General features: G+C 34.3%; 20 protein-coding genes. 16 read left to right on the plus strand and 4 right to left on the minus strand.

Annotation, left to right across the window (positions count from 1 at the left end):
- The gene (locus tag E5Z56_RS08980) at positions 1–1,755 is read left to right on the plus strand and encodes a leucine-rich repeat domain-containing protein (protein ID WP_138157485.1); all 1,755 of its coding nucleotides are present in this window, start codon (positions 1–3) and stop codon (positions 1,753–1,755) included.
- 81 nt (positions 1,756–1,836) lie between these two features.
- On the opposite strand, the gene E5Z56_RS08985 is transcribed toward E5Z56_RS08980, so the two are convergent.
- The 3 genes from E5Z56_RS08985 to E5Z56_RS08995 form a co-directional block, all read right to left on the minus strand.
- On the minus strand, positions 1,837–2,496 hold the full coding sequence (locus E5Z56_RS08985; protein WP_138157486.1) for a redox-sensing transcriptional repressor Rex: 660 nt from the start codon (positions 2,494–2,496) through the stop codon (positions 1,837–1,839).
- Positions 2,497–2,515: 19 nt separating this feature from the next.
- Positions 2,516–3,724, minus strand: a complete 1,209-nt coding sequence (locus E5Z56_RS08990; protein ID WP_138157487.1) for an NADP-dependent isocitrate dehydrogenase — start codon at positions 3,722–3,724, stop codon at positions 2,516–2,518.
- Between the two features lie 81 nt (positions 3,725–3,805).
- Positions 3,806–5,737 carry an aconitate hydratase gene (locus tag E5Z56_RS08995; protein WP_138157488.1) on the minus strand — a complete coding sequence of 644 codons (1,932 nt, stop codon included), beginning with the start codon at positions 5,735–5,737 and terminating at the stop codon, positions 3,806–3,808.
- 289 nt (positions 5,738–6,026) lie between these two features.
- Here E5Z56_RS08995 and typA point away from each other — a divergent pair, with 289 nt between their 5' ends.
- The 7 genes from typA to E5Z56_RS09030 all read left to right on the plus strand — a co-directional run bounded on the left by typA (position 6,027) and on the right by E5Z56_RS09030 (position 11,924).
- A complete protein-coding gene (typA, locus tag E5Z56_RS09000) occupies positions 6,027–7,847 on the plus strand; it encodes a translational GTPase TypA (protein ID WP_138157489.1) in 1,821 nt (606 codons plus the stop codon).
- Entirely contained in the window at positions 7,847–8,740 is an 894-nt protein-coding gene (locus E5Z56_RS09005) for a 3'-5' exonuclease (protein WP_138157490.1), read from the plus strand. The genes typA and E5Z56_RS09005 overlap by 1 nt, the downstream gene beginning before the upstream one ends.
- A 106-nt stretch (positions 8,741–8,846) precedes the next feature.
- On the plus strand, positions 8,847–9,620 hold the full coding sequence (locus tag E5Z56_RS09010) for a basic amino acid ABC transporter substrate-binding protein (protein ID WP_138157491.1): 774 nt from the start codon (positions 8,847–8,849) through the stop codon (positions 9,618–9,620).
- A gap of 74 nt (positions 9,621–9,694) precedes the next feature.
- Positions 9,695–10,426, plus strand: coding sequence for an amino acid ABC transporter permease (locus E5Z56_RS09015; protein ID WP_232842425.1), 732 nt, complete (start codon positions 9,695–9,697; stop codon positions 10,424–10,426).
- The gene (locus E5Z56_RS09020) at positions 10,416–11,159 is read left to right on the plus strand and encodes an amino acid ABC transporter ATP-binding protein (protein WP_138157492.1); all 744 of its coding nucleotides are present in this window, start codon (positions 10,416–10,418) and stop codon (positions 11,157–11,159) included. The genes E5Z56_RS09015 and E5Z56_RS09020 overlap by 11 nt, the downstream gene beginning before the upstream one ends.
- A 248-nt stretch (positions 11,160–11,407) precedes the next feature.
- Complete coding sequence (locus E5Z56_RS09025) at positions 11,408–11,641, plus strand: hypothetical protein (protein ID WP_138157493.1); 234 nt, start codon at positions 11,408–11,410, stop codon at positions 11,639–11,641.
- A complete protein-coding gene (locus tag E5Z56_RS09030) occupies positions 11,634–11,924 on the plus strand; it encodes a sigma factor-like helix-turn-helix DNA-binding protein (protein WP_138157494.1) in 291 nt (96 codons plus the stop codon). Before E5Z56_RS09025 ends, E5Z56_RS09030 begins: the two co-directional genes overlap by 8 nt.
- Before the next feature lie 55 nt (positions 11,925–11,979).
- Here the strand turns inward: E5Z56_RS09030 and E5Z56_RS09035 are convergent, their stop codons facing one another.
- Entirely contained in the window at positions 11,980–12,180 is a 201-nt protein-coding gene (locus E5Z56_RS09035) for a hypothetical protein (RefSeq protein ID WP_138157495.1), read from the minus strand.
- A 105-nt stretch (positions 12,181–12,285) separates the two neighbouring features.
- Between E5Z56_RS09035 and pgeF the strand changes: the two genes are divergently transcribed.
- The 8 genes from pgeF to E5Z56_RS09075 all read left to right on the plus strand — a co-directional run bounded on the left by pgeF (position 12,286) and on the right by E5Z56_RS09075 (position 21,668).
- Positions 12,286–13,119, plus strand: coding sequence for a peptidoglycan editing factor PgeF (gene pgeF, locus E5Z56_RS09040; RefSeq protein WP_138157496.1), 834 nt, complete (start codon positions 12,286–12,288; stop codon positions 13,117–13,119).
- 2 nt (positions 13,120–13,121) lie between these two features.
- The gene (locus E5Z56_RS09045) at positions 13,122–14,075 is read left to right on the plus strand and encodes an RluA family pseudouridine synthase (RefSeq protein ID WP_138157497.1); all 954 of its coding nucleotides are present in this window, start codon (positions 13,122–13,124) and stop codon (positions 14,073–14,075) included.
- Positions 14,076–14,270: 195 nt separating this feature from the next.
- Positions 14,271–14,363, plus strand: a complete 93-nt coding sequence (gene spoVM / locus E5Z56_RS09050; protein WP_138157498.1) for a stage V sporulation protein SpoVM — start codon at positions 14,271–14,273, stop codon at positions 14,361–14,363.
- A 153-nt stretch (positions 14,364–14,516) separates the two neighbouring features.
- Positions 14,517–16,463, plus strand: coding sequence for a starch-binding protein (locus E5Z56_RS09055; protein ID WP_138157499.1), 1,947 nt, complete (start codon positions 14,517–14,519; stop codon positions 16,461–16,463).
- Positions 16,464–16,596: 133 nt separating this feature from the next.
- Complete coding sequence (gene fic / locus E5Z56_RS09060; RefSeq protein ID WP_138157500.1) at positions 16,597–17,199, plus strand: protein adenylyltransferase Fic; 603 nt, start codon at positions 16,597–16,599, stop codon at positions 17,197–17,199.
- Between the two features lie 793 nt (positions 17,200–17,992).
- On the plus strand, positions 17,993–19,507 hold the full coding sequence (locus tag E5Z56_RS09065; protein ID WP_138157501.1) for a DUF3794 domain-containing protein: 1,515 nt from the start codon (positions 17,993–17,995) through the stop codon (positions 19,505–19,507).
- Between the two features lie 112 nt (positions 19,508–19,619).
- Positions 19,620–21,098, plus strand: a complete 1,479-nt coding sequence (gene spoIVA, locus E5Z56_RS09070; protein ID WP_138157502.1) for a stage IV sporulation protein A — start codon at positions 19,620–19,622, stop codon at positions 21,096–21,098.
- Positions 21,099–21,242: 144 nt separating this feature from the next.
- A complete protein-coding gene (locus E5Z56_RS09075; protein ID WP_138157503.1) occupies positions 21,243–21,668 on the plus strand; it encodes an OadG family transporter subunit in 426 nt (141 codons plus the stop codon).
- The last annotated feature ends 2 nt before the right edge of the window (positions 21,669–21,670 follow it).

The raw sequence follows: 21,670 nt of genomic DNA on the forward strand, positions 1-21,670 counted from the left end.
ATGAAAAAATTAATTAGCTTATTTTTAGTATTTATGTTATTGGTTACTGTTGTTCCGTTTAATGTATTAGCTGATACTGATGAGATAGAGATTAATGTTTATAGTAAGATCTTTAAAGCATTTTATAATAAAACTACCAATACCCTAACAATTACCGGTAAAGGTTTTTTTGATAGTGGAGTTTCTTCTAGTGATTATAATAATGGAAATCCATTTTATTGGGATGAAATTGCATTAGATAATACAAAAACAATTGTTATTTCTGAGGGTATTACAGGCATTGATGACTTTACCTTTATTGGTTTTCAAAATGTTGAAACATTGATTCTTCCAAATTCAATGAAACATATTGGAAAATGTGCTTTCTTTGATTTGATAAAATTAAAAAGTATTCAAGGTGGTAAAAATGTAACACAAATTGACGGTGGTGCATTTATGAATTGTAAAAATCTAAAAAATATTTCTTTTCCAAATTTGCAAAAGCTAGATGATAATGAGGTTAAATTATTTTCCCATTATAATGGTTTTGAGGATGGGACAGATGTTTGTCTTATTGGTGATTACTATAGTCCTTGGGTTTATGTAGGTGCGTTTATGCATTGTCAAAACTTAGAAAATGTTTACATACCTAAAGTAAAAAAATTAGGTGACAGAACATTCTTTGACTGTCAAAAGTTAAAGACAATCAATAAGAATAATATACTAAATAATGTTACAAGTTTGGGTGTGTCAGTATTTCATAATTGTAAAAGCTTGAAGAATATTTCATTACCTAATATTACCACATTGAATAGTGGTAGGGTTGTAGATGAAGATACTCTAAATGGTAAAAAGTCTTTTATTGAGGGTACATTTAGCAACTGTTATTCACTTGAAAGTGTCAATATTCCAAAGGCAAAAGTTATAGGTGCAGATACGTTTTATCAATGTAAAAAATTGAAGAAAATAAATGCAAATAACAAACTTAATAATGTAACTTATCTTGGTGCAGGAGCATTTGCAAAATGTGAAAGTTTGGAAACTATCACATTGCCAAAAGTTGATGGATTGTATATGCTGAAATGGGCAGAACATGATGTTACCGATATTACAAAAAATAGTGCCGGTCACTATTACGGTGAATTTGAATCACACTTTTTAGGATATAAATATCATGGTACATTTGAAGGTTGTACAAGGTTAAAGAGCATTTCAGTTCCTAATGTAAAAACTGTAGGAGCAAGAACATTTTATAGTTGTAAAAGTTTAAAGAAAATATCGTTGCCTAAGGTAAAAGAACTTGGTTCATCTGCGTTCTTTAACTGCATAAACTTGTCAACGGTAGATATTCCTAAATTAAAAAAATTACATTCTTCTGCTTGGAAAGTATATAAACAAAATCCTAATAAAAAGTATACTTTAATTGAAACACCGTATTATCGTGGTACATTTGAAAAGTGCGTTAAGCTGAAAAAAATAACATCATCTTCTTTAACTAATGTTGGAAAATATGATTTTAAAGATTGTACAAGACTAGAGAGTATCACTCTAGGCAAAAATCTAAAATCAATAGGGGATAGTGCATTTAATAACAACAGAAAGTTAAAGTCAGTAAACATAAAATCAACAAAGTTGAGTAAAGTAGGAAAATCAGCGTTTTCAAAAATTTATTCAAAAGCAAAGTTTACTGTGCCAAAGAGTAAACTAAAGAAATACAAAAAGCTAATTAAAAGTAATGGAAAAGCTCCTAAAAATGTAAAATTCATAGCTAAATAAACAAAGCCTCCTATAGTAGTACTGTAGGAGGCTTTATGTTGCAGAAAAATAGGGCAGAAAGTAAAATTTCTGCCCTAATAATTATTCTTCAGTTTTTTCTTCTGATTTTAATTTTTCGTTCATTCTATATGAGAGAGTCATTAAGCTATCTGTCATATGAACATTCTCAACAACAGTATCACTGTATTTTCTGGCAATATCAAAGTGAGAGAAATTCCAATATGCCTTAATTCCACAGTTGTAAAGTCTGTCAATAATAGTTGCAACACTTTGTCTCGGAATACATAGCATAGCTATTGAAATATCATTGTTCTTGATAAATTCATCAACTTGTGACTCAGGCATAACCTCAATATCATTAATCTTTGTACCGATAATATTAGGGTTAGTCTCAAAGATACCCTTAATGTTAAAGCCTCTTTCAGCAAAGTTAATGTGAAGTGCAACTGCTTTACCAAGGTTACCTGCACCAAGAATAATAGCATTGTTTACCTTGTTAAGTCCAAGTATGTTTTCCATTTCACTTTTTAGATATGAGATACTGTATCCATAACCTTGCTGACCAAAACCACCAAAGCAGTTAAAGTCCTGTCTAATCTGACTGGCAGTAACATTCATCAGTTCAGCAAGTTTACCTGAGCTTATTCTCTGCTCTCCGTTATCAGCAAGTTCCGAGATAAATCTGTAATATCTAGGAAGTCTTCTGATAACAGACATAGAAATCTTATTACTTTTTGGCACTACTAATGCCACCTTTCAATTAAAGAATTGCCTTTAGTCTTTCGTTAACAGCAACAAGGAATTCCTCTGTGTTTACTTTCTTCTTGTTTTCAAGAGTAGATAGTAGATAAAGGTCACCTGTCATTACACCGTCTTCAATAGTTGTGATTGTAGCTTTTTCAAGCTTATCAGCAAAGTCACATAGTTCCGGAATAGAGTCCAGTTCGCCTCTCTTGCGTAATGCACCGGTCCAAGCAAATAGTGTAGCAACACTATTTGTTGATGTTTCTTCACCCTTTAGGTGCTTGTAGTAGTGACGCTGAACTGTACCGTGAGCTGCTTCATATTCATAAATACCTTCTGGAGAAACAAGAACAGATGTCATCATAGCAAGTGAACCGAATGCAGTAGCAATCATATCACTCATAACATCACCGTCATAGTTCTTACAAGCCCAAATGTAGCCACCTTCTGAACGGATAACTCTTGCAACAGCATCATCAATTAGTGTGTAGAAGTATTCAATACCTGCTTCTTCAAACTTATCTTTGTATTCATTGTCGAAGATTTCCTGGAAAATATCCTTAAATGTATGGTCATACTTTTTGCTGATTGTATCCTTAGTAGCAAACCAAATGTCTTGCTTTAGGTCAAGTGCATAGTTGAAACATGCTCTTGCAAAAGAAGAAATTGAGCTGTCAAGGTTGTGCATACCCTGAATAACACCGTCACCCTTAAAGTCGTGAATTAGTGAAGTTTCAGTTGTGCCGTCAGGCTTAGTAACAAGAAGTTCAGCCTTTGAACCACCCTTAACAACCATTTCAGTATTCTTATAAACATCACCGTAAGCATGTCTTGCAATAGTGATTGGCTTTTTCCATGTTGGAATATATGGTGTGATACCCTTAACAATAATAGGTGAACGGAATACTGTACCGTCAAGAATTGCTCTGATTGTACCGTTAGGTGACTTCCACATTTCCTTTAGGTCATATTCTGTCATTCTTGCAGCATTAGGTGTGATTGTAGCACACTTAACTGCAACACCGTATTTCTTAGTTGCTTCTGCTGAGTCAACAGTTACCTGGTCGTTAGTAGCATTTCTGTTTTCAAGACCTAGGTCATAGTATTCTGTCTTTAGGTCAACATATGGAGTGATAAGAATATCCTTAATCATTTTCCAAATGATTCTTGTCATTTCGTCGCCATCCATCTCAACTAATGGAGTGGTCATAGGAATTTTAGCCATAGTAATTCTCCTTCTTATGTATTTATTTATAGTTTAATGAAAACCTATCTTCATTAGAAAATAGGTTTTCAATATGTACAATTAGCCGTTTTCTTTTGTGTAGTTTAGTAGACCACCGGCAATAATAATTGCCTTTGTTCTATCTGTTAGTTCACACTTAGCCATAATTTCTTCACCGGTAGTTTTGTTAACAACCTTAACATCTCCACCATTAGCGATAATATCCTTAACATCAGGTAGTGTGATTTCATCATTTAGGTTAATCTTGTCATAGTCAGCTTCATTACAGAATTCTAGTGGTAGAATACCGGCATTGATTAGGTTAGCTCTGTGAATTCTTGCAAATGACTTAACAAGTACTGCCTTAACACCTAGGTATAGAGGTGCAAGTGCTGCATGTTCTCTTGAAGAACCTTGACCGTAGTTAGCACCACCAACAATAATTGATGAACCTAGTTCCTTTGCTCTCTTAGGGAACTCAGGGTCACATACAGTAAAGCAATGCTGACTGATAGCCGGAATATTAGAACGAAGTGGAAGAATCTTTGCACCTGCAGGCATAATGTGGTCAGTTGTAATGTTGTCTTCAACCTTTAATGCACAAGTAGCATTGATTGTTTCTTCAAGTGGAGTAGTTTCTGGGAAAGGCTTAATGTTTGGTCCTCTTAGTACTTCAATGTTGTCCATTTCTTCAACAGGAGCAGGATCAATAACCATATTGTCATTGATAAGGAACTTTTCAGGCATTTCAACAGTGTAACCTTCACCAAGTGTTGTAGGGTCAGTGAATACACCTGTTAGTGCTGATACAGCAGCAGTTTCAGGAGATACTAGGTAGATTTGACCGTCCTTAGTACCTGAACGACCTAGGAAGTTTCTGTTAAATGTTCTTAGTGAAATACCTTTTGAGTTAGGTGACTGACCCATACCGATACATGGACCACAAGCTGACTCAAGAATTCTTGCACCGGCAGCAATTAGGTCACCTAAAGCACCGTTAAGTGCTAACATATTAAATACCTGCTTTGAACCGGGAGCAATTGCAAGTGAAACATTTTCAGCAACAGTCTTGCCCTTTAGAATGTGAGCAACTGTCATTAAATCTCTGTATGATGAGTTTGTACATGAACCGATACAAACCTGATCTACCTTTTGACCTGCAAGACTTTCAATAGTCTTAATGTTATCAGGAGAATGAGGACAAGCAGCCATAGGCTTTAGTGTTGATAAATCAATATCAATAACTTCATCATAAACTGCATCTTCATCAGGAGTTAGTTCTACCCAATCTTCTTCTCTGCCTTGAGCCTTTAGGAACTGACGAGTTAGTTCATCAGAAGGGAAGATAGAAGTAGTAGCACCAAGTTCAGCACCCATATTTGTAATAGTAGCTCTTTCAGGAACTGAAAGTGTCTTAACACCTTCACCACCGTATTCAACAATCTTGCCTACGCCACCCTTAACAGACATAATTCTTAGAACTTCAAGAATAATATCCTTAGCAGCAACCCAAGGCTGTAGCTTACCTGTTAGGTTTACTCTTACCATCTTAGGCATTGTGATGTAGTAAGCACCACCACCCATAGCAACTGCAACATCAAGTCCACCGGCACCCATAGCCAGCATACCGATACCACCACCTGTTGGTGTGTGTGAGTCAGAACCGATAAGAGTTTTACCAGGCTTACCGAATCTTTCTAGGTGTACTTGGTGACAAATACCATTACCCGGTTTACTGAAATAAATACCGTGTTTCTTACAAACAGACTGAATGAATCTGTGGTCATCAGCATTTTCAAAACCTGTCTGTAGAGTATTATGGTCAATATATGCAACAGACTTTTCTGTTTTAACTCTTGGAACACCCATTGCCTCAAATTCCAGGTATGCCATTGTACCTGTAGCATCTTGAGTCAGTGTCTGGTCAATTCTTAGGCCAATGTCTGTGCCTTTAACCATTTCACCATCAACAATGTGTTCTTTAATGATTTTTTCTGCGAGTGTGTAACCCATGTTTTTAGTCTCCTTTTAGTTAAATTTTCTCGTAATCTCCTTATTGTAAGAAAATTCTAATAACAAGAATAAAATATAATTTAATTATACAATAAATTTGTGATTTTATCAATGTTAAATTTATAACAATATTTAAATATTTCTACTAAATATAGGGGTGTATTTATTTCTTTTTTTTACAAAATAACAGTAATTGCGTTTTTGTTTGTAATTATAATTGGGTTGTGATATAATAAACGACTGTGGTAAATGTAATATATAAGATAATTAAATGTAAGGAAATGATATTATGGCTACAAGAGAAAATCTAAGAAATATCGCTATTATTGCCCATGTTGACCATGGTAAAACAACACTTGTTGATGAACTTCTAAAGCAAAGTGGTACATTCCGTGCTAACGAAGTAGTTGACGAAAGAGTTATGGATAGTAACGACATCGAAAGAGAAAGAGGTATTACAATTCTTTCTAAGACAACATCTGTTATGTATGGCGATACAAAAATCAATATTGTTGACACACCGGGTCACGCAGACTTTGGTGGTGAAGTTGAGCGTATCCTACAAATGGTTGACGGTGTTTTACTGGTAGTTGACGCATTTGAAGGTTGTATGCCTCAGACAAGATTTGTTTTGAAAAAGGCTCTTGGTCTAAAGAAAAAGCCTTTAGTTGTTGTAAATAAAATTGATAGAGAAGGAAGTCGTCCTGAAGAAGTTGTTGACGAAGTTCTTGACCTATTTATCGAACTTGGTGCTGATGAAGACCAGATTGAATTCCCTGTAGTTTATGCATCAGCAAAGGGTGGTTATGCTTCTCTTGACCCACACAATAAGGGTACAGATATGCAACCACTATTTAAGGAAATTGTTGAAGAAATCCCTGCTCCTGAGGGTGATCCTGATGGTGGCTTACAGATTCTTATTTCTAACATTGACTATGATGACTATGTAGGTCGTATTGGTGTTGGTAGAGTTGAAAGAGGTACTGTAAAGAACGGTCAGGGTGCTGTACTTTGTGGTATTGATGGTACAAGACAGAATGTTAGAATTCAGAAACTTTATCAGTATGAAGGTCTAAAGAGAGTAGAAACAGAAACTGCTACTTATGGTGACCTTATCTGTGTCAGTGGTATTAACTCAATCAATATCGGTGAAACACTTTGTTCTTATGATTGTGTAGAACCATTACCATTTGTAAAGATTGATGAACCAACAGTTACAATGAACTTTATTGTAAACAACTCACCATTTGCAGGTAGAGAAGGTAAGTTCGTTACATCAAGAAATCTAAGAGACAGACTATTTAAGGAAATCGAAACTAATGTTGCTTTAAGAGTTGAAGAAACTGACTCAGCAGATACATTTAAGGTTTCAGGTAGAGGTGAACTTCACCTATCTATCCTTATTGAAACAATGAGAAGACAGGGTTACGAATTCCAGGTATCTCGTCCACAGGTTATCACTAAGGAAATTGATGGTGTTCGTAACGAACCTATCGAAATCCTAATGATTGAAGTACCTGACGAATATGTTGGTGCAGTAATGGAAAAGCTAGGTACAAGAAAAGCTGAACTTGTTAATATGGACACTAACGGTAGTGGTACAACTCATATTGAATTTAGAATTCCATCAAGAGGCTTAATGGGTTACAGACCTGAATTCCTAACAGATACAAACGGTAACGGTATTATGAACCATGTATTTGATGCTTATGAACCATGGAAGGGTGAAATTATCACTCGTCATCAGGGTTCACTTATTGCTTGGGAAACAGGTGATACAGTTGCTTATGGTCTAAATGCTGCTCAGGAAAGAGGTAGACTATTTGTTGGTCCGGGTGTTCCTGTATATGAAGGTATGATTGTTGGTGCATCTCCAAAGGCTGAGGACCTAACAGTTAATGTATGTAAGAAAAAGCATATGACAAATACTCGTGCATCAGGTTCTGATGATGCTCTAAAGCTAACACCACCATCAATTATGTCACTTGAACAGTGCCTAGAATTTATCGGTGATGATGAACTTGTTGAAGTTACACCTGAAAATATCCGTATGAGAAAGATGATTCTATCCCGTGAACAGAGAATGAAGAATCAAAACCGTAATAAATAATGAATTTTGTAATACTTGATTTAGAATGGAACGGCTCTTATAGTAAGAGAGATAAAAAGTTCTATAACGAAATTATAGAATTTGGTGCAGTAAAAACAGACAGCAACTTAAATATTATTGACACCTTTTCAATGCTGGTTACTCCTACAATTGGAAAGAAACTTAATTCAAGAATTAAAGCACTTACCAATATAACAAATGAACAGTTGAAAGATGCCCACAATACTTTTGCTGATGTTTCTGAGAAGTTCGGTGAATTTCTTGGGGATGCTGTTCTCTTAACTTGGGGCAATAGCGACATTCACGCATTAATGGAGAACTATGGTTACTATTTTGGTGACGATAGACCTCCATACTTAACTAAGTATTGTGATTTGCAGATTTATTGTGAATTTGCTTTAGGTGTTCACGATAAAGGTAAGCAACTTGGATTATCTACTTGTGCCGACTTATTAAATATAGATAGAAACGATTTAGTCCTTCATAGAGCATTAACTGATGCTGAGCTTAGTCTTTTATGTTTCAGAAAATGTTATGATGAAGAAAAAATTAAAAAGTATATTAGTAATTGTGACTTAGAGTTTTATAAGAAAATGACTTTCAGAACAACATTTATTACCGATATAGAGAATCCTTTAATTGATAAGTCACTTTGGACCTTTACCTGTCCTGATTGTCATACAGCAGTAAAGCAGGTTTCCGATTGGGCAGTGAAGAATCGTTCTTTTAGGGCAAAGTTTGTTTGCGAAAAATGTAACAAAGAATTTATTGCCAGAGTAATTTGTAAGTTGCGTTATGAGGGAGTAACAGTGAACAAAAAGCTGACAATTCCTAGACCACCTGAAACTAAAGAAAATGACAATAATAATGAAGAAAAACAAGAAAAGGAATAATATACTAAAATTTATTATGATTTCGTTAATAATTTTGTGTTTTTCTTGACAAACAACAATTAACATAGTACATTTAAACTATGTTTAATTATAGGAGGATAAAACAATGAAAAAAGTATTGGCTCTTGTACTTTCATGCCTAATGCTGGTTGTAGCACTTGCAGGTTGTGGAAGCTCAAGCAATGACAAAAAAGACGGACTTGAAACTGTAACAGAAGGTAAGTTAACAATGGCTACAAATGCTACTTTCCCTCCATATGAATATTATGAAGGCAAGAAAATTATTGGTATTGATGCTGAAGTTGCTGCTGAAATTGCAAAGAAACTTAATCTTGAACTTGAAATTGCTGATATTGAATTTGACTCAATTGTACCGGGTGTACAGAGTGGCAAATACGATATGGGTATGGCTGGTATGACTGTAACACCTGAAAGAAAGAACAGTGTTAACTTCTCTGATTCTTACGCTACAGGTATCCAGAAGGTTATCGTAACTAAGGATTCTAAGATTAAATCTCTAGATGACATTAAGGGCAAGAACATTGGTGTTCAGACATCAACAACAGGTGACCTTTATGCTACTGATGATTACGGTGCAGACCATGTTAAGAAGTTTGACAGTGGTAACGCAGCAGTTAACGCTCTAAAGGTTGGCAAGGTTGATTGTGTTATTATTGATAACGAACCTGCTAAGGCTTATGTAAAGGCTAACGGTAGTGCATTAAAGATTCTTGATACTGACTATGCAGTAGAAGATTATGCAATTTGTTTCTCTAAGGATAATTCAGAACTTCAGAAGAAAGTTAACGAAGCTCTAAAGGAACTTAAGAAAGACGGTACAGTTCAGAAGATTGTTGATAAATATATCAAAGCTGACTAATTACTTTGTAATTAAGGGGGCAGTTACCTAACTGCCCCTATTTGTTTATTTTATAATAAGGTTTGGTGAAATAGGTGAATTGGTTTCAAAACTTAATTGACCAGTTTAAGTTTGTATTTGTTGAGGGAGATAGGTATCAGCAAATGCTAACTGGTCTAAAAAACACATTACTGATTACAGCCGGTGCTTTAGTAATTGGTATTGTTATTGGCGTAGTTATTGCGTCAATTCGTTCCTCTTTTGATAAAAATAAAGAATCATTAAAAATGCGTGGTGGCATTGGTTACTACATACTTGCTTTTCTTAACTTTATCTGCAAGATTTACCTAACAATTATTCGTGGTACACCTGTAGTAGTTCAGTTAATGATTGCTTACTTCATTGTTTTTGTTTCAGCAAAAGACGGTGTACCTGTCGGTATGCTTGCTTTTGGTATTAATTCCGGTGCTTATGTTGCAGAAATTTTCAGAGCCGGTATTATGTCAATAGATAATGGTCAGTTTGAGGCCGGCCGTAGCTTAGGTTTCAACTACTTCCAGACTATGAGATATATTGTTGTGCCACAGATGTTTAAGTCTGTATTACCAACACTTTGTAATGAATTTATCGCACTGTTAAAGGAAACTTCAGTTGTAGGTTATGTTGGTGTTATTGATATTACAAAGGCAGGTAATGTTATTGCAGGTGTAACATATTCTTACTATATCCCACTACTAACTGTTGCAGCTATTTACCTTGTAATGGTTATGATTCTATCTTACTTTGTTGGTAAACTGGAAAAGAGGTTAAGAAAGAATGAAAGATAAGGCTTTAATTAAGGTTGAAAACCTAAAGAAACATTATAACGGTGGCAAGGTTAAGGCACTTGACGGTGTAAACTGCCACATTAACCAAGGTGAAGTTGTTGTTATTATCGGACCATCAGGTAGTGGTAAGTCAACTTTACTTCGTTCACTTAACCTACTTGAAATCCCAACATCAGGCAAAATCCTATTAGATGATGTTGACATTACTGACCCAAAGAATAATATTAATCTTCATAGACAGAAGATGGGAATGGTGTTCCAGCACTTTAACCTTTTTGACAATATGAATGTTCTTAAGAATATGACTATTGCACCTATGAAACTTCTTAAGAAGTCTAAGGAAGAAGCAACTGAAAAAGCTATGAAACTACTTGAGAGAGTAGGACTTGCCGATAGAGCAAATGCTTATCCTAGTCAGCTTTCAGGTGGTCAAAAGCAGAGAGTTGCTATTGTTAGAGCTTTGTGTATGGAACCTGAGGTTCTACTGTTTGACGAACCAACTTCAGCTTTAGACCCTGAAATGGTTGGTGAAGTTCTTGATGTTATGAAGAGCCTTGCAAAGGACGGTATGACAATGGTTGTTGTTACTCACGAAATGGGCTTTGCAAGAGAAGTTGCTGATAGAGTTATCTTTATGAGTGACGGTAAAATTGTTGAAGAAGGTACACCTGAGGATATTTTTGAAAATCCACAGGCTGAAAGAACAATCGACTTCCTAAAGTGTGTTCTTTAAATAAAATTTAAAATTTTATTTAACTCTCACTTTGTAAGGTGGGAGTTATTTTTTATTATTAATAATTCTATAAAAGAATAATAATGAATTTACTGACCTATATTTTGGACTTATAAAAGAAAATTAGAACAAATGTTCTAATTTTTATTGCAATTATAGTGAACAATCGCTACAATTATAATTGCTAAATAACAAATAGCCCCAATCTATTTAGCAAATAAAAATTAAAATTATTTGGATGTGATTGTATGAATTATAGAGAATGGTCAGAAAATTATGAGAAAGAATCCCTAAACCTAAAATCTATTATTGATAAGGAAAGGGATAACCTTAACAAAGCTAAGAACTTTGATCAGGTAAAAAGTATAAACAGAAGAATACAAATTCTAAAGTCAATGTATTATGAATGTAGACTAACTGCAAGACTTTTAAAATCTAAAGCGAAAGATTTAGATGAATTAGTAGGTGAGTCGGTTGCGTAATCAAGTACATATGACAGAAGATTTTGAGAACCTTTTGGCTTATAATCTATATAACCAAACCGGTTATTCAAATACAGAAGATAGAAACAATATAAAGAAAATGCTGAAAGTAGGTATTGATAATATTCTAACTGAAAAGCAAAGAAAATGTGTTATTATGCATTACTTTGAGAAAAAGCCTATGAAACAAATTGCCAAGGAATTAGGAGTTTGTCCCTCAACAGTAACTCGCACAATTCAGTTAGCAAAGAAAAGATTATCAATCTTAAGTGTGTTCTTATAACGAAAAAAGACTAGACCAAAATAGTCTTTTTTATTTATTATGATTTTATTATTAATTAAATCTCAAAATCTTCTTTTTTGAATTCAGGTAAAGCCTCAGTACTCTTGGGTACTCTAAGGGTAGGATTGTATTTAAATTTTCTGCATTTACCATTTTTAATACTTTTTCTAAGTTTACAAATGTAACCACTAGGTGCATCAGCACTGTTGGCACAGTATTCACATTTAATTTCAATGTTATTTCCAAATAATTTCATAATAATTCCTCAGTTATTTTACAATATTATATAACTATTATAAACTTATTTAATGATACTTGCAAGTGGTAATATTATATTGTAAAATATGTTTGGTGATAAATTATGAAAATTAACAGTAAAACAATGACACTAAACGAAAATAAAGGTGTTCCGTTTTTAACATACAATGTACTTTCAGATATTGATTTTATCCGACATGCCTTTTCAACTAAGCATGGTGGTGTAAGTACAGATGAATGGACTTCAATGAACTTCGCATTTTCTAGGGGAGATAAGCCTGAAAATGTAATTGAAAATTATAAAATCTTTTCCGATGCAGTAGGCTTTGATTATGATAGTCTGGTAACTTCTTCCCAAGACCACCATACATTTGTCAGACCTGTAACTAAGAAAGAATGTGGCATTGGCATTTGGAGAGAAAAGGACATTCAGTCTGTAGATGCATTAATTACAAATGAAAAGGGTGTTACCCTTGTAACTCATTATGCAGATTGTACACCATTATTCTTTGTTGATAAAGAGAAGAAAGCCATTGGACTTGCTCATGCCGGATGGCGTGGTACAGTTGGTAGAATCGGTGAAGAAGTAATTAAGAAAATGACTGATTTATATGGTAGTAATCCTGAAGATATTGTTGTTTGTATCGGACCTGCAATTTCTAAGTGTTGCTATGAAGTGGATAAGGATTGTGCAGATAATTTTTATGCTCTAACTGACTTAGATAATTCAAAATTTATTTTCCCTAAGGAAGATGGAAAATATATGATTGACCTGCTAGAAACAAATAAGCAAATTGTAATGAAAGCAGGAGTAAAGGAAGAAAATATCACATTGTCTGACCTATGTACAAAGTGTAATTCAGATTTATTATGGAGTCATAGAGCAACTAACGGTCATCGTGGTACAATGTGTGCATTTATGTGTATTGAAAAGTAATTATGAGAGAATTAGTAGTAAAGAAAAATGACGCTAATCAGCGACTGGATAAATTTCTTTTGAAGAAATTTAAAACTATGCCAAAGAAAATGGCTTATATGTATATTAGAAAAAAGTGTGTAAAGGTAAATGGCAAAAAGGTTACACCTGAAGTTATGCTAAAAGAAAATGACCTTCTTACTTTCTATATTAAAGATGAATTTTTCGATAATATACAAGAAGAAAATTATGAATTCCTAAAAGCTCCAAAGACTTTAAAGATAATTTATGAAGATGAAAATATTATCCTATTGGATAAGAAACCGGGAGTAATTGTGCATCAAGATAAGTCCTATCATTTTGATTGCCTCTTACTTAGACTTCAACATTATCTTTATGATAAAGGTGAGTATAACCCTAAGGAAGAAAACTGCTTTGCACCTGCACTTGTAAATAGAATTGACAGAAATACCGGTGGTATAGTTATTGGTGCTAAAAATGCAGAATCATTGCGTATTCTTAACCAAAAAATGAAAGATAGAGAACTTCACAAATTCTATCTTTGCTTACTTATTAACAGACCTAAAAAGGATAATGCAATTCTTTCCGATTACTTAATTAAGAATGAAAAAACCAATAAAGTAACTGTCCTAAAAAATGAAAAGCAAGGTGCTAAGAAGATTTTAACAAAGTATTCCGTGTTGGAAACTAACAACAATTTAACCTTGTGTGAAGTTGAACTTTTAACAGGTAGAACTCATCAGATTAGAGCCCATATGTCCTCAATAGGTTGTCCTATTTTAGGTGACAATAAATATGGCAACAAAAAGCTAAACCAAAGGTATAACCTTTCAAAACAATGTTTGTATAGCTATAAATTAGCCTTTGATTTTACTACAGATAGTGGAATTTTAAGTTACTTAGACAAGAAAGAGTTTTCCACAAATGATATTTGGTTTATGGATTACTTAAAATAATATTCACCAAACCCCAATAATTGTATAATCTATTAAGGGGTGATTAAATGAGATGTTGGAGAACACAAAGGAAAATTTACCTTGCTTTTGCACTTGGATTGCTTGTAGCATCAATTTTTCCTTATTGGTTAATAACCGACTGTTGTGCATTAATAATCATCCTTTTGTCATGTACATTATGTAGGAGGTAATGGTATGAAAGTTATAGTAATTGACAATCCAAAGGTGTTAGGTGTTGTTCTTAGAAAAATTTATGGTATCAAAAAGCAAAAACCTCTTCAATCATAAATTATTATGTAAAATTGTACAAATATAACATATCAAAGGTATGCATAATTAACAAATTATGCGTACCTTTTCTTTATTCATAATTTATTCATATACATTTTAAGATTTATTTGATATAATTGAAATGTAAATTTTTTACAAGGAGGAAATATAATGAAACAGAAAAAAGGATTTTTATCAATAATCCTTGTTCTTACAATTCTTTCTTCAGCATTTGCATTTACAGTTAACGCTGTAACAGGTGCATCCGGTGAGACAGTTTATGTAAGAACAACAGGCTCAAACCCAACATGTTATATGTGGACTACTTCAGGTGGTACTACAACTAACAACGGTGCTTGGCCCGGTGCAAAAATGACAAAGGTTGAGGATAACATTTATTCTTACACTCTAACAGGTTCTTTTGAAAATGTTATTTTCAACGATAGCAACGGACAAACAGGTAACTTGGTTTATCAGGGAGCTAATATGCTTTATGATAAGTCAACAGGTAAGTGGGAACAGTATGCAGGTAGCGAAAACCCACCAACTGTTACTTTCAGCAAGAAAGACGGTGCTACATACACAAATACTGTAAATGTTAAGATTACAACATCTAAAGCTACAAGTGCTTCATACAAGATTGACAACGGCAGTGCTGTTTCTTTCTCAGGTGAAACAACTGTAACAATCGGTGAAGGTGTTTCTGTTGGTACTTCAACAACAATTTCTGTTACTGCTACTAACGAATACGGTACAACTAATCAGTCAATCACTCTAACTAAGAAAGAATCAAGCCAGGGTGGTGGAAGTGATGGTTCTACTACACCTGCTGAAACAGGCAAATATGCAACAAACCCTAACGGTAAAGTTGGTAAAAAGGCATCTATCACAATTGACGGTGACGCAAGTGACTGGTCAGATGATATGCTAATTGCTCAGGGTGCTGCATGGGATGTTGCTAACCACTGGAAGGGTGGTCACGAAAACTGTGTACTAGATACATATTCTCTATATGGTGCATGGGATGACGATAACCTATACATCGGTTGGCAGATGGTTAACACAACTGATACATGGGCTAAATCAGGTGACGGTCCTCTATCTGATGGTGGTAGAGTTCTTGATGTTCCACTAATCCTTGCTCTAAGCATTGACAATAACTCAACAAAGATGTCTAACAAGAACACAAGTGGTAATCCAATTTGGGGTCGTAAGATGGGTCTTGAATTTACAACTCATGTTGACAGACTTCTATATATGAGTGGTAAGCCTGGTCTTGGTGAACCTGCTATGTTCTCAGCAGTTGATGAAGAAGGTAACACAAACTATACTGACGGTATGGTAGGCTTTAAAAATGGTGGTATCGAATACAAGATGGCGACAACTTGTATCACAGATTCTATCATTGGTCTAAACTCTTCTGATGACCCTCAGGATTGTTATGATGACGGTGCTGATTGGGTTGACTACAAGACATTCCAGGGTTCTGCAGGTACTCACGATACAAAGTATGATTCATTCTACGAAATTAAGATTCCTCTAGATACTCTGGGTATTGACTCAAGCTACCTAACAAATAACGGTATCGGTGCAATGCTGGTTGCAACTCGTGGTGAATCTGCTCTTGACTGTATCCCTCACGACCCATCAATGCTAGATAATGTAACAGGTGACTACTCAGCTGACCCAAGTACATCAGCTGAAAAGGATGATGTTGATAACATTACAGTTCCATTTGCTAAGATTGGTACTCTAGGTTCTACAGACCCAACACAGCCAACAACTGTAACAAAGCCAACTACAGCAACAACAGCTACTTCAGCTACAACTGTAACTACTACAACTAAACCAACAACAGTTACAACAACTACAAAACCAACAACAGTTACAACTACAACAAAGCCAACTACTGCTACAACAGTAACAGAGCCTACCGGTATCTTAGGTGATGTAAACGGTGATGGTGTAGTTAATGTTAAGGATGCAACACTTATTCAAAAATATGCTGCTGAAATGACAGTTGAATTGAACTTAAAGTTAGCTGACTATAATAAAGACGGCAATGTTAATGTTAAGGATGCAACTGATATTCAAAAAACTACTGCATTCTTAAACTAATCAGTATTAGTTATTAACTTAAATTTAAAGGACGAACAGTTTATTCTGTTCGTCTTTTTGTTTATCTCGTTTTTATTGATAAGTAAAGTTATGTATGGTAAAATAAGTGTATGATTATTAGTGAGGTAGTTTTATGCTTGAAAATAAATTAGGAATAAAAAATTCTGCTGAACTTGCTCGTGAAGAAGAGAGACTCAGTAAGAAAAAAGCAGTTAAATTATTTGAAAATGGTGTATTAAATAATTTACCAAGTGGCAAGTTTTCAACTTTACAAGTAATCCATAAGTATTTATTTGAAGATATTTATGATTTTTCCGGGGAACTTCGCACTGTAAATATTGCAAAAGGAAATTTTCGTTTTGCACCTGTAATGTATCTAAAGACTGCCTTAGAAAATATTGATAAGATGCCCCAATCAACTTTTGATGAAATAATTGAAAAATATGTAGAAATGAATATTGCCCATCCTTTCAGAGAAGGTAACGGCAGAAGTACAAGAATATGGCTAGACCATATTCTAAAAAATGAAATAGGTATGGTTGTTGATTGGAGTAGGATAGATAAAGAAGATTATTTGCTTGCAATGGAACGTAGTCCAATCAAAGATATTGAGATTAAGTATGTCTTAAAAAATGCATTAACAAATGAAATCAATAACCGTGAATTATATATGAAAGGCATCGACCATAGCTATTATTATGAAGGCTATAATGCCTTTGCAACCGATGAGTTATAATTTTTTAAATTTGTTTGTTGGTAAGATAAGTTTGGTAAATTAGGGTTTGTCTTTTCAATTTTGATTGTGGGTAAAGGTAAATTTGTGTTAATTTTAATTGAGTATAAAGGAAAATTTGCAAAATTATCATACCTTATAATTATCACAATAGTATGGCTAACAGGTGTAGGGTCCAACATCGTTGGACCGTTACAAACTAGCCTTTATATAGGCATATTGCCCTATGTAGTAAGTGATAATTTCTAGTTTCTACATAGGACAAAGTTACATAAAACATTTTACTATTAAACGGGCGAACGATGTTCGCCCCTACTGTGTAACTCATAATTCTTATTACATTTAATAGTTAGAAATAAATGAGAGTTTCAGCTATGATGATATTTTAAACAAGTTTAAAATATCAACCACTCCTTCAGTCGATTTATAAAAGGTAAATTGCCGTACCGGCAATTTACAATCGACAGCTCCCTCAGCGAGGGAGCCTTTGTCTTTATCTAAATTTCTTCAAATTTATAAAGTCTGTGATATTTAAAAATTGCGTATTAATTTTAGATTTGCACTGACTATTTTGCCTCCCTCGCTGAGGGAGGTGTCACCGAATGGTGACGGAAGGAGTGATTGGAATTGTAAATTTATTTACAATTCCATATTAACTGAAACTATCAAATAGCACTACAAACCCTAATTTGTATATTGCAATCAAATTTATTTACACCATAAAATAAAATAAAAAAGTTCTAAAATAATTCTCACCTTAATACAATTAATATATAAGCAAAAAGGAGAGAAAACTATGGAACTTGAAAATAATATAAAATTATGTGGTAGAGATACTATGGTAACTCAGGCAATAGAAGAACCGGTTGATGTTGACCTAACATTACCTGACTATTGTCCTGATATAGAGAAAATACTGAAATGCACTTTAACACCACAAATTTTTTCTCGTAATATTTCAGGTGGTGTACTGGAGATAGAGGGTGCGTCTGTAATCAAGGTTATGTATGTTGACAGTGTGCGAAAAACCTTGCGTACAAGCCAACAGACAGTTCCTTTCAATCGTGCAATTAATATTAAGGATTATCCGGAAAATCATTTTCTGGATACAGTTGCCACAACTGAATATGTGAATTGCAGAGCATTGTCACCACGCAGATTGGTTATCAAAGGTGCATTGAGTATTAAGGTTGATATTGTAGGGAAAACAACTACAATTATTCCATCATCAGAAAGTTTTTCAAATTTTCAGAAGAAGTGTTGTACTAAGAAGTATATGGATGTAACTTCTGTAACAGAAGAAACTTTCAATATTAACGAAACTATCAGTGTTTACAATAAGCCACCAATTGAACAGGTGATAAAGTCAATTGTAAAAATCAATGTTACCGACCATAAGTCTATGGATGACAAGATTGTGCTTAAAGGTGAAGTCAACTTAAGACTTCTTTATTTATCCGATTTAGATAGTGGCAAAACTGAATGTATTGATTATATGATTCCTTTTAATCAGATTGTCTCTTGTGTTGGTGCAGGTGAAGATACAGTAAATAATGTGAATTGTAAACTGCTTTCCTATGATGTGAAGATTACAAAGGAAAATGAAGAGAAAACAATTCTCCTTGATGCAAGGGTAAATATGACTGCAGTTTGTTATAAAGAGAGAGAACAGTCATTTTTAGTTGATGCTTATTCTCGTGATTACTTTTGTGATTTAAAGAATAAGCCTGTTACACTTGTTAATTCTGTAAGAGAAATAAAAAGGAACTTCATTAAGAAAATGGATATTTCTTCCAATGACCAGGACTTTACCAAGGTTATTGATGTGTATAACGAGACTGCCTCAGTAAATGTATCTGATGAAAAAGGTTTTATAACATTTGTGGGTAAAGGTTCTATCTGTATTGTAGCTTGTGATAAAGAGGGAACACCATTCTACATAGAGCGTACAATGGATTTTTCCGAAACAACAGATGAACAGTTTTCGCCGGTAAAAAGTTGCAGTGTCTCTGTTGTATCAGTCAGTTACAGAATTAAGGACGACAGAACTCTGGAAATTCGTGTGGAATTTTCAGTTTCGGCATTTGTTACAACAGTTGAAAACGATAGTTTTGTTGAGGATGTTATTGTTTATGAGGATAAGAAAATTGAGAAAAATTCCTCAGCATTAACCCTGTATTTTGCCGAAAAAGGTGAAACTGTGTGGGATATAGGTAAAAGATATTCAACAGACTGTGCATTTATTAAAGAGGATAACGAACTTGAAGAAGAAACATTACCTGAAAAAGAAATGCTTATAATTAGAAGATAGTTTGAGTGCCATCCAATAGGGTGGCACTTTTTGTGTTTATAATCTAAATAAAGTGGTTATAATTTGTGCAAGTCCATCATATATTTTATTAAAAACATATGGAGGAATGAAAATGACAGAGAGAAGCATATATCGTGACATTTCACAAAGAACAAATGGAGATATTTATATTGGAGTAGTTGGACCTGTGAGAACAGGAAAAAGTACATTTATCAAAAAGTTTATGGATACTATTGTTATTCCTAATATAAAAGATGACTCCCTAAAGGTTCGCACAAATGATGAATTACCTCAGTCATCAGGTGGTCGTACAATTATGACTACCGAACCAAAGTTTATTCCGGAAGAAGCAATGGAAATTTCTTTACCGGATAAAGCCCACCTAAAGGTTAGAATGATTGACTGTGTGGGTTATGTTGTAAAGGACTCAATGGGATATATGGAGGATGATATGCCTAGAATGGTAAAAACTCCATGGTCAAAGGAAGAAATGCCCTTTGATAAAGCAGCAGAAATCGGCACAAAAAAGGTTATCAACGACCATAGTACAATCGGTCTTGTAATCACAACAGACGGTTCAATCAGTGATATTACAAGAGAGTCCTACCAAGAAGCAGAGGAGAGAGTGGTAAAAGAACTAAAGGCTATCAACAAGCCATTTGTTGTACTAATTAATTCAATTGAGCCATCCTCACCGTCAGTTATTTCACTTTCAGAACAACTTTCCGGTAAGTACCAAGTGCCTGTAATTCCTGTGAATTGCCTTACAATGGAAGAAAATGAAATCAAGAGAGTGTTAGCACAAGTGCTATTTGAATTTCCGATTAAGGAAATTAATATTGATATGCCAAAGTGGGTTGTAAACCTGGATAAAGAACATTGGCTAAAGAAACAAATTTTCACAACTATAAAAGAAAATGCAATGTCAATGGAGAAACTTCGTCAAGTACAAGAAACTTGTCAAGGAATAGGCAAAGATGAATTTGTAGATACAAGCGAAATTAAAGAACTTGACCTAGGAAAAGGCATTGCCGATATTAAGATTGTAGTTAACAACAATTGTTTCTATAAAGTAATGTCAGAAAAAACAGGTACAGAAATTGTTGATGAAGAGGCACTGATGGAAAGTATCAGTATGCTTTCTGCTAAACAAAAGGAATTTGATAAAATTGCAGCAGCATATAAAGATGTGGAAGAAAAGGGCTATGGCATAGTAATGCCAACTTTAGAGGAACTTTCCCTTGATGAACCTCAGATTATCAAACAAAGTGGCAAGTATGGTATCAGACTTAAAGCCTCAGCACCATCAATTCATATGATGAAAATACATACAGAGGCAGAAGTTACACCAATAGTTGGCAGTGAACAACAAAGCCAAGAACTTGTTTCTTATCTACTAAAAGAGTTTGAAGAAAACCCTGCAAAAATATGGGAAAGCAACATTTTCGGAAAGTCAGTTCATGAACTTGTAAACGAAGGATTGCACAATAAACTGTACAGAATGCCGGAAGATGCCCGTAAAAAAATAGGGGAAACAATACAAAGAATTATTAATGATGGATGTAACGGATTGATTTGTATTATACTCTAATAAAAAGCACAAATTTTATTTAAACCACTAAACATATTTGTGAAAAATATCACAAAAAAATAAAATCCCCTATATTTTATTGATAAAATCATCAACTCATTGTATAATAACTAGTGTATAAAAATGTAAATATGGGGGATTTTCATGGATTTGAAAACTATCATGGCAGCCGGTTTGAGTGTCAGTGAGAAATTCAATATTTCTTTCACAGTTATTCTTACTGGTTTCGTAGTTGTTTTTACAGTTTTGATTCTTCTTATCCTAATCATTGCCGCTTATGGTAAGATAGTTTCATCTGCTCAAAACAAATCAAAGGCAAAGAAAGAAGCCAAAGCAGCTGCCGAAAAAGCTGCTAAGGCAACAGAAAAATCAGCTCCAGCACCTGCTCCTGTTCAGAAAGTTGCTCCTAGCAACGGTCTGACTGACGAAATCGTTGCAGTTATTGCAGCAGCCGTAGACAGTACATACGGCGTTGGTAACGCAAAGATTAAGAGCATCAAGAAGTCACCATCAAGTGGCAGACCTGCTTGGGGTCAAGTTGGTGTTATTGATAACACCAGACCATTTTAGTC

Origin of the sequence: Ruminococcus bovis (assembly GCF_005601135.1) — a bacterium.
Lineage (GTDB): Bacteria > Bacillota > Clostridia > Oscillospirales > Acutalibacteraceae > Ruminococcoides > Ruminococcoides bovis.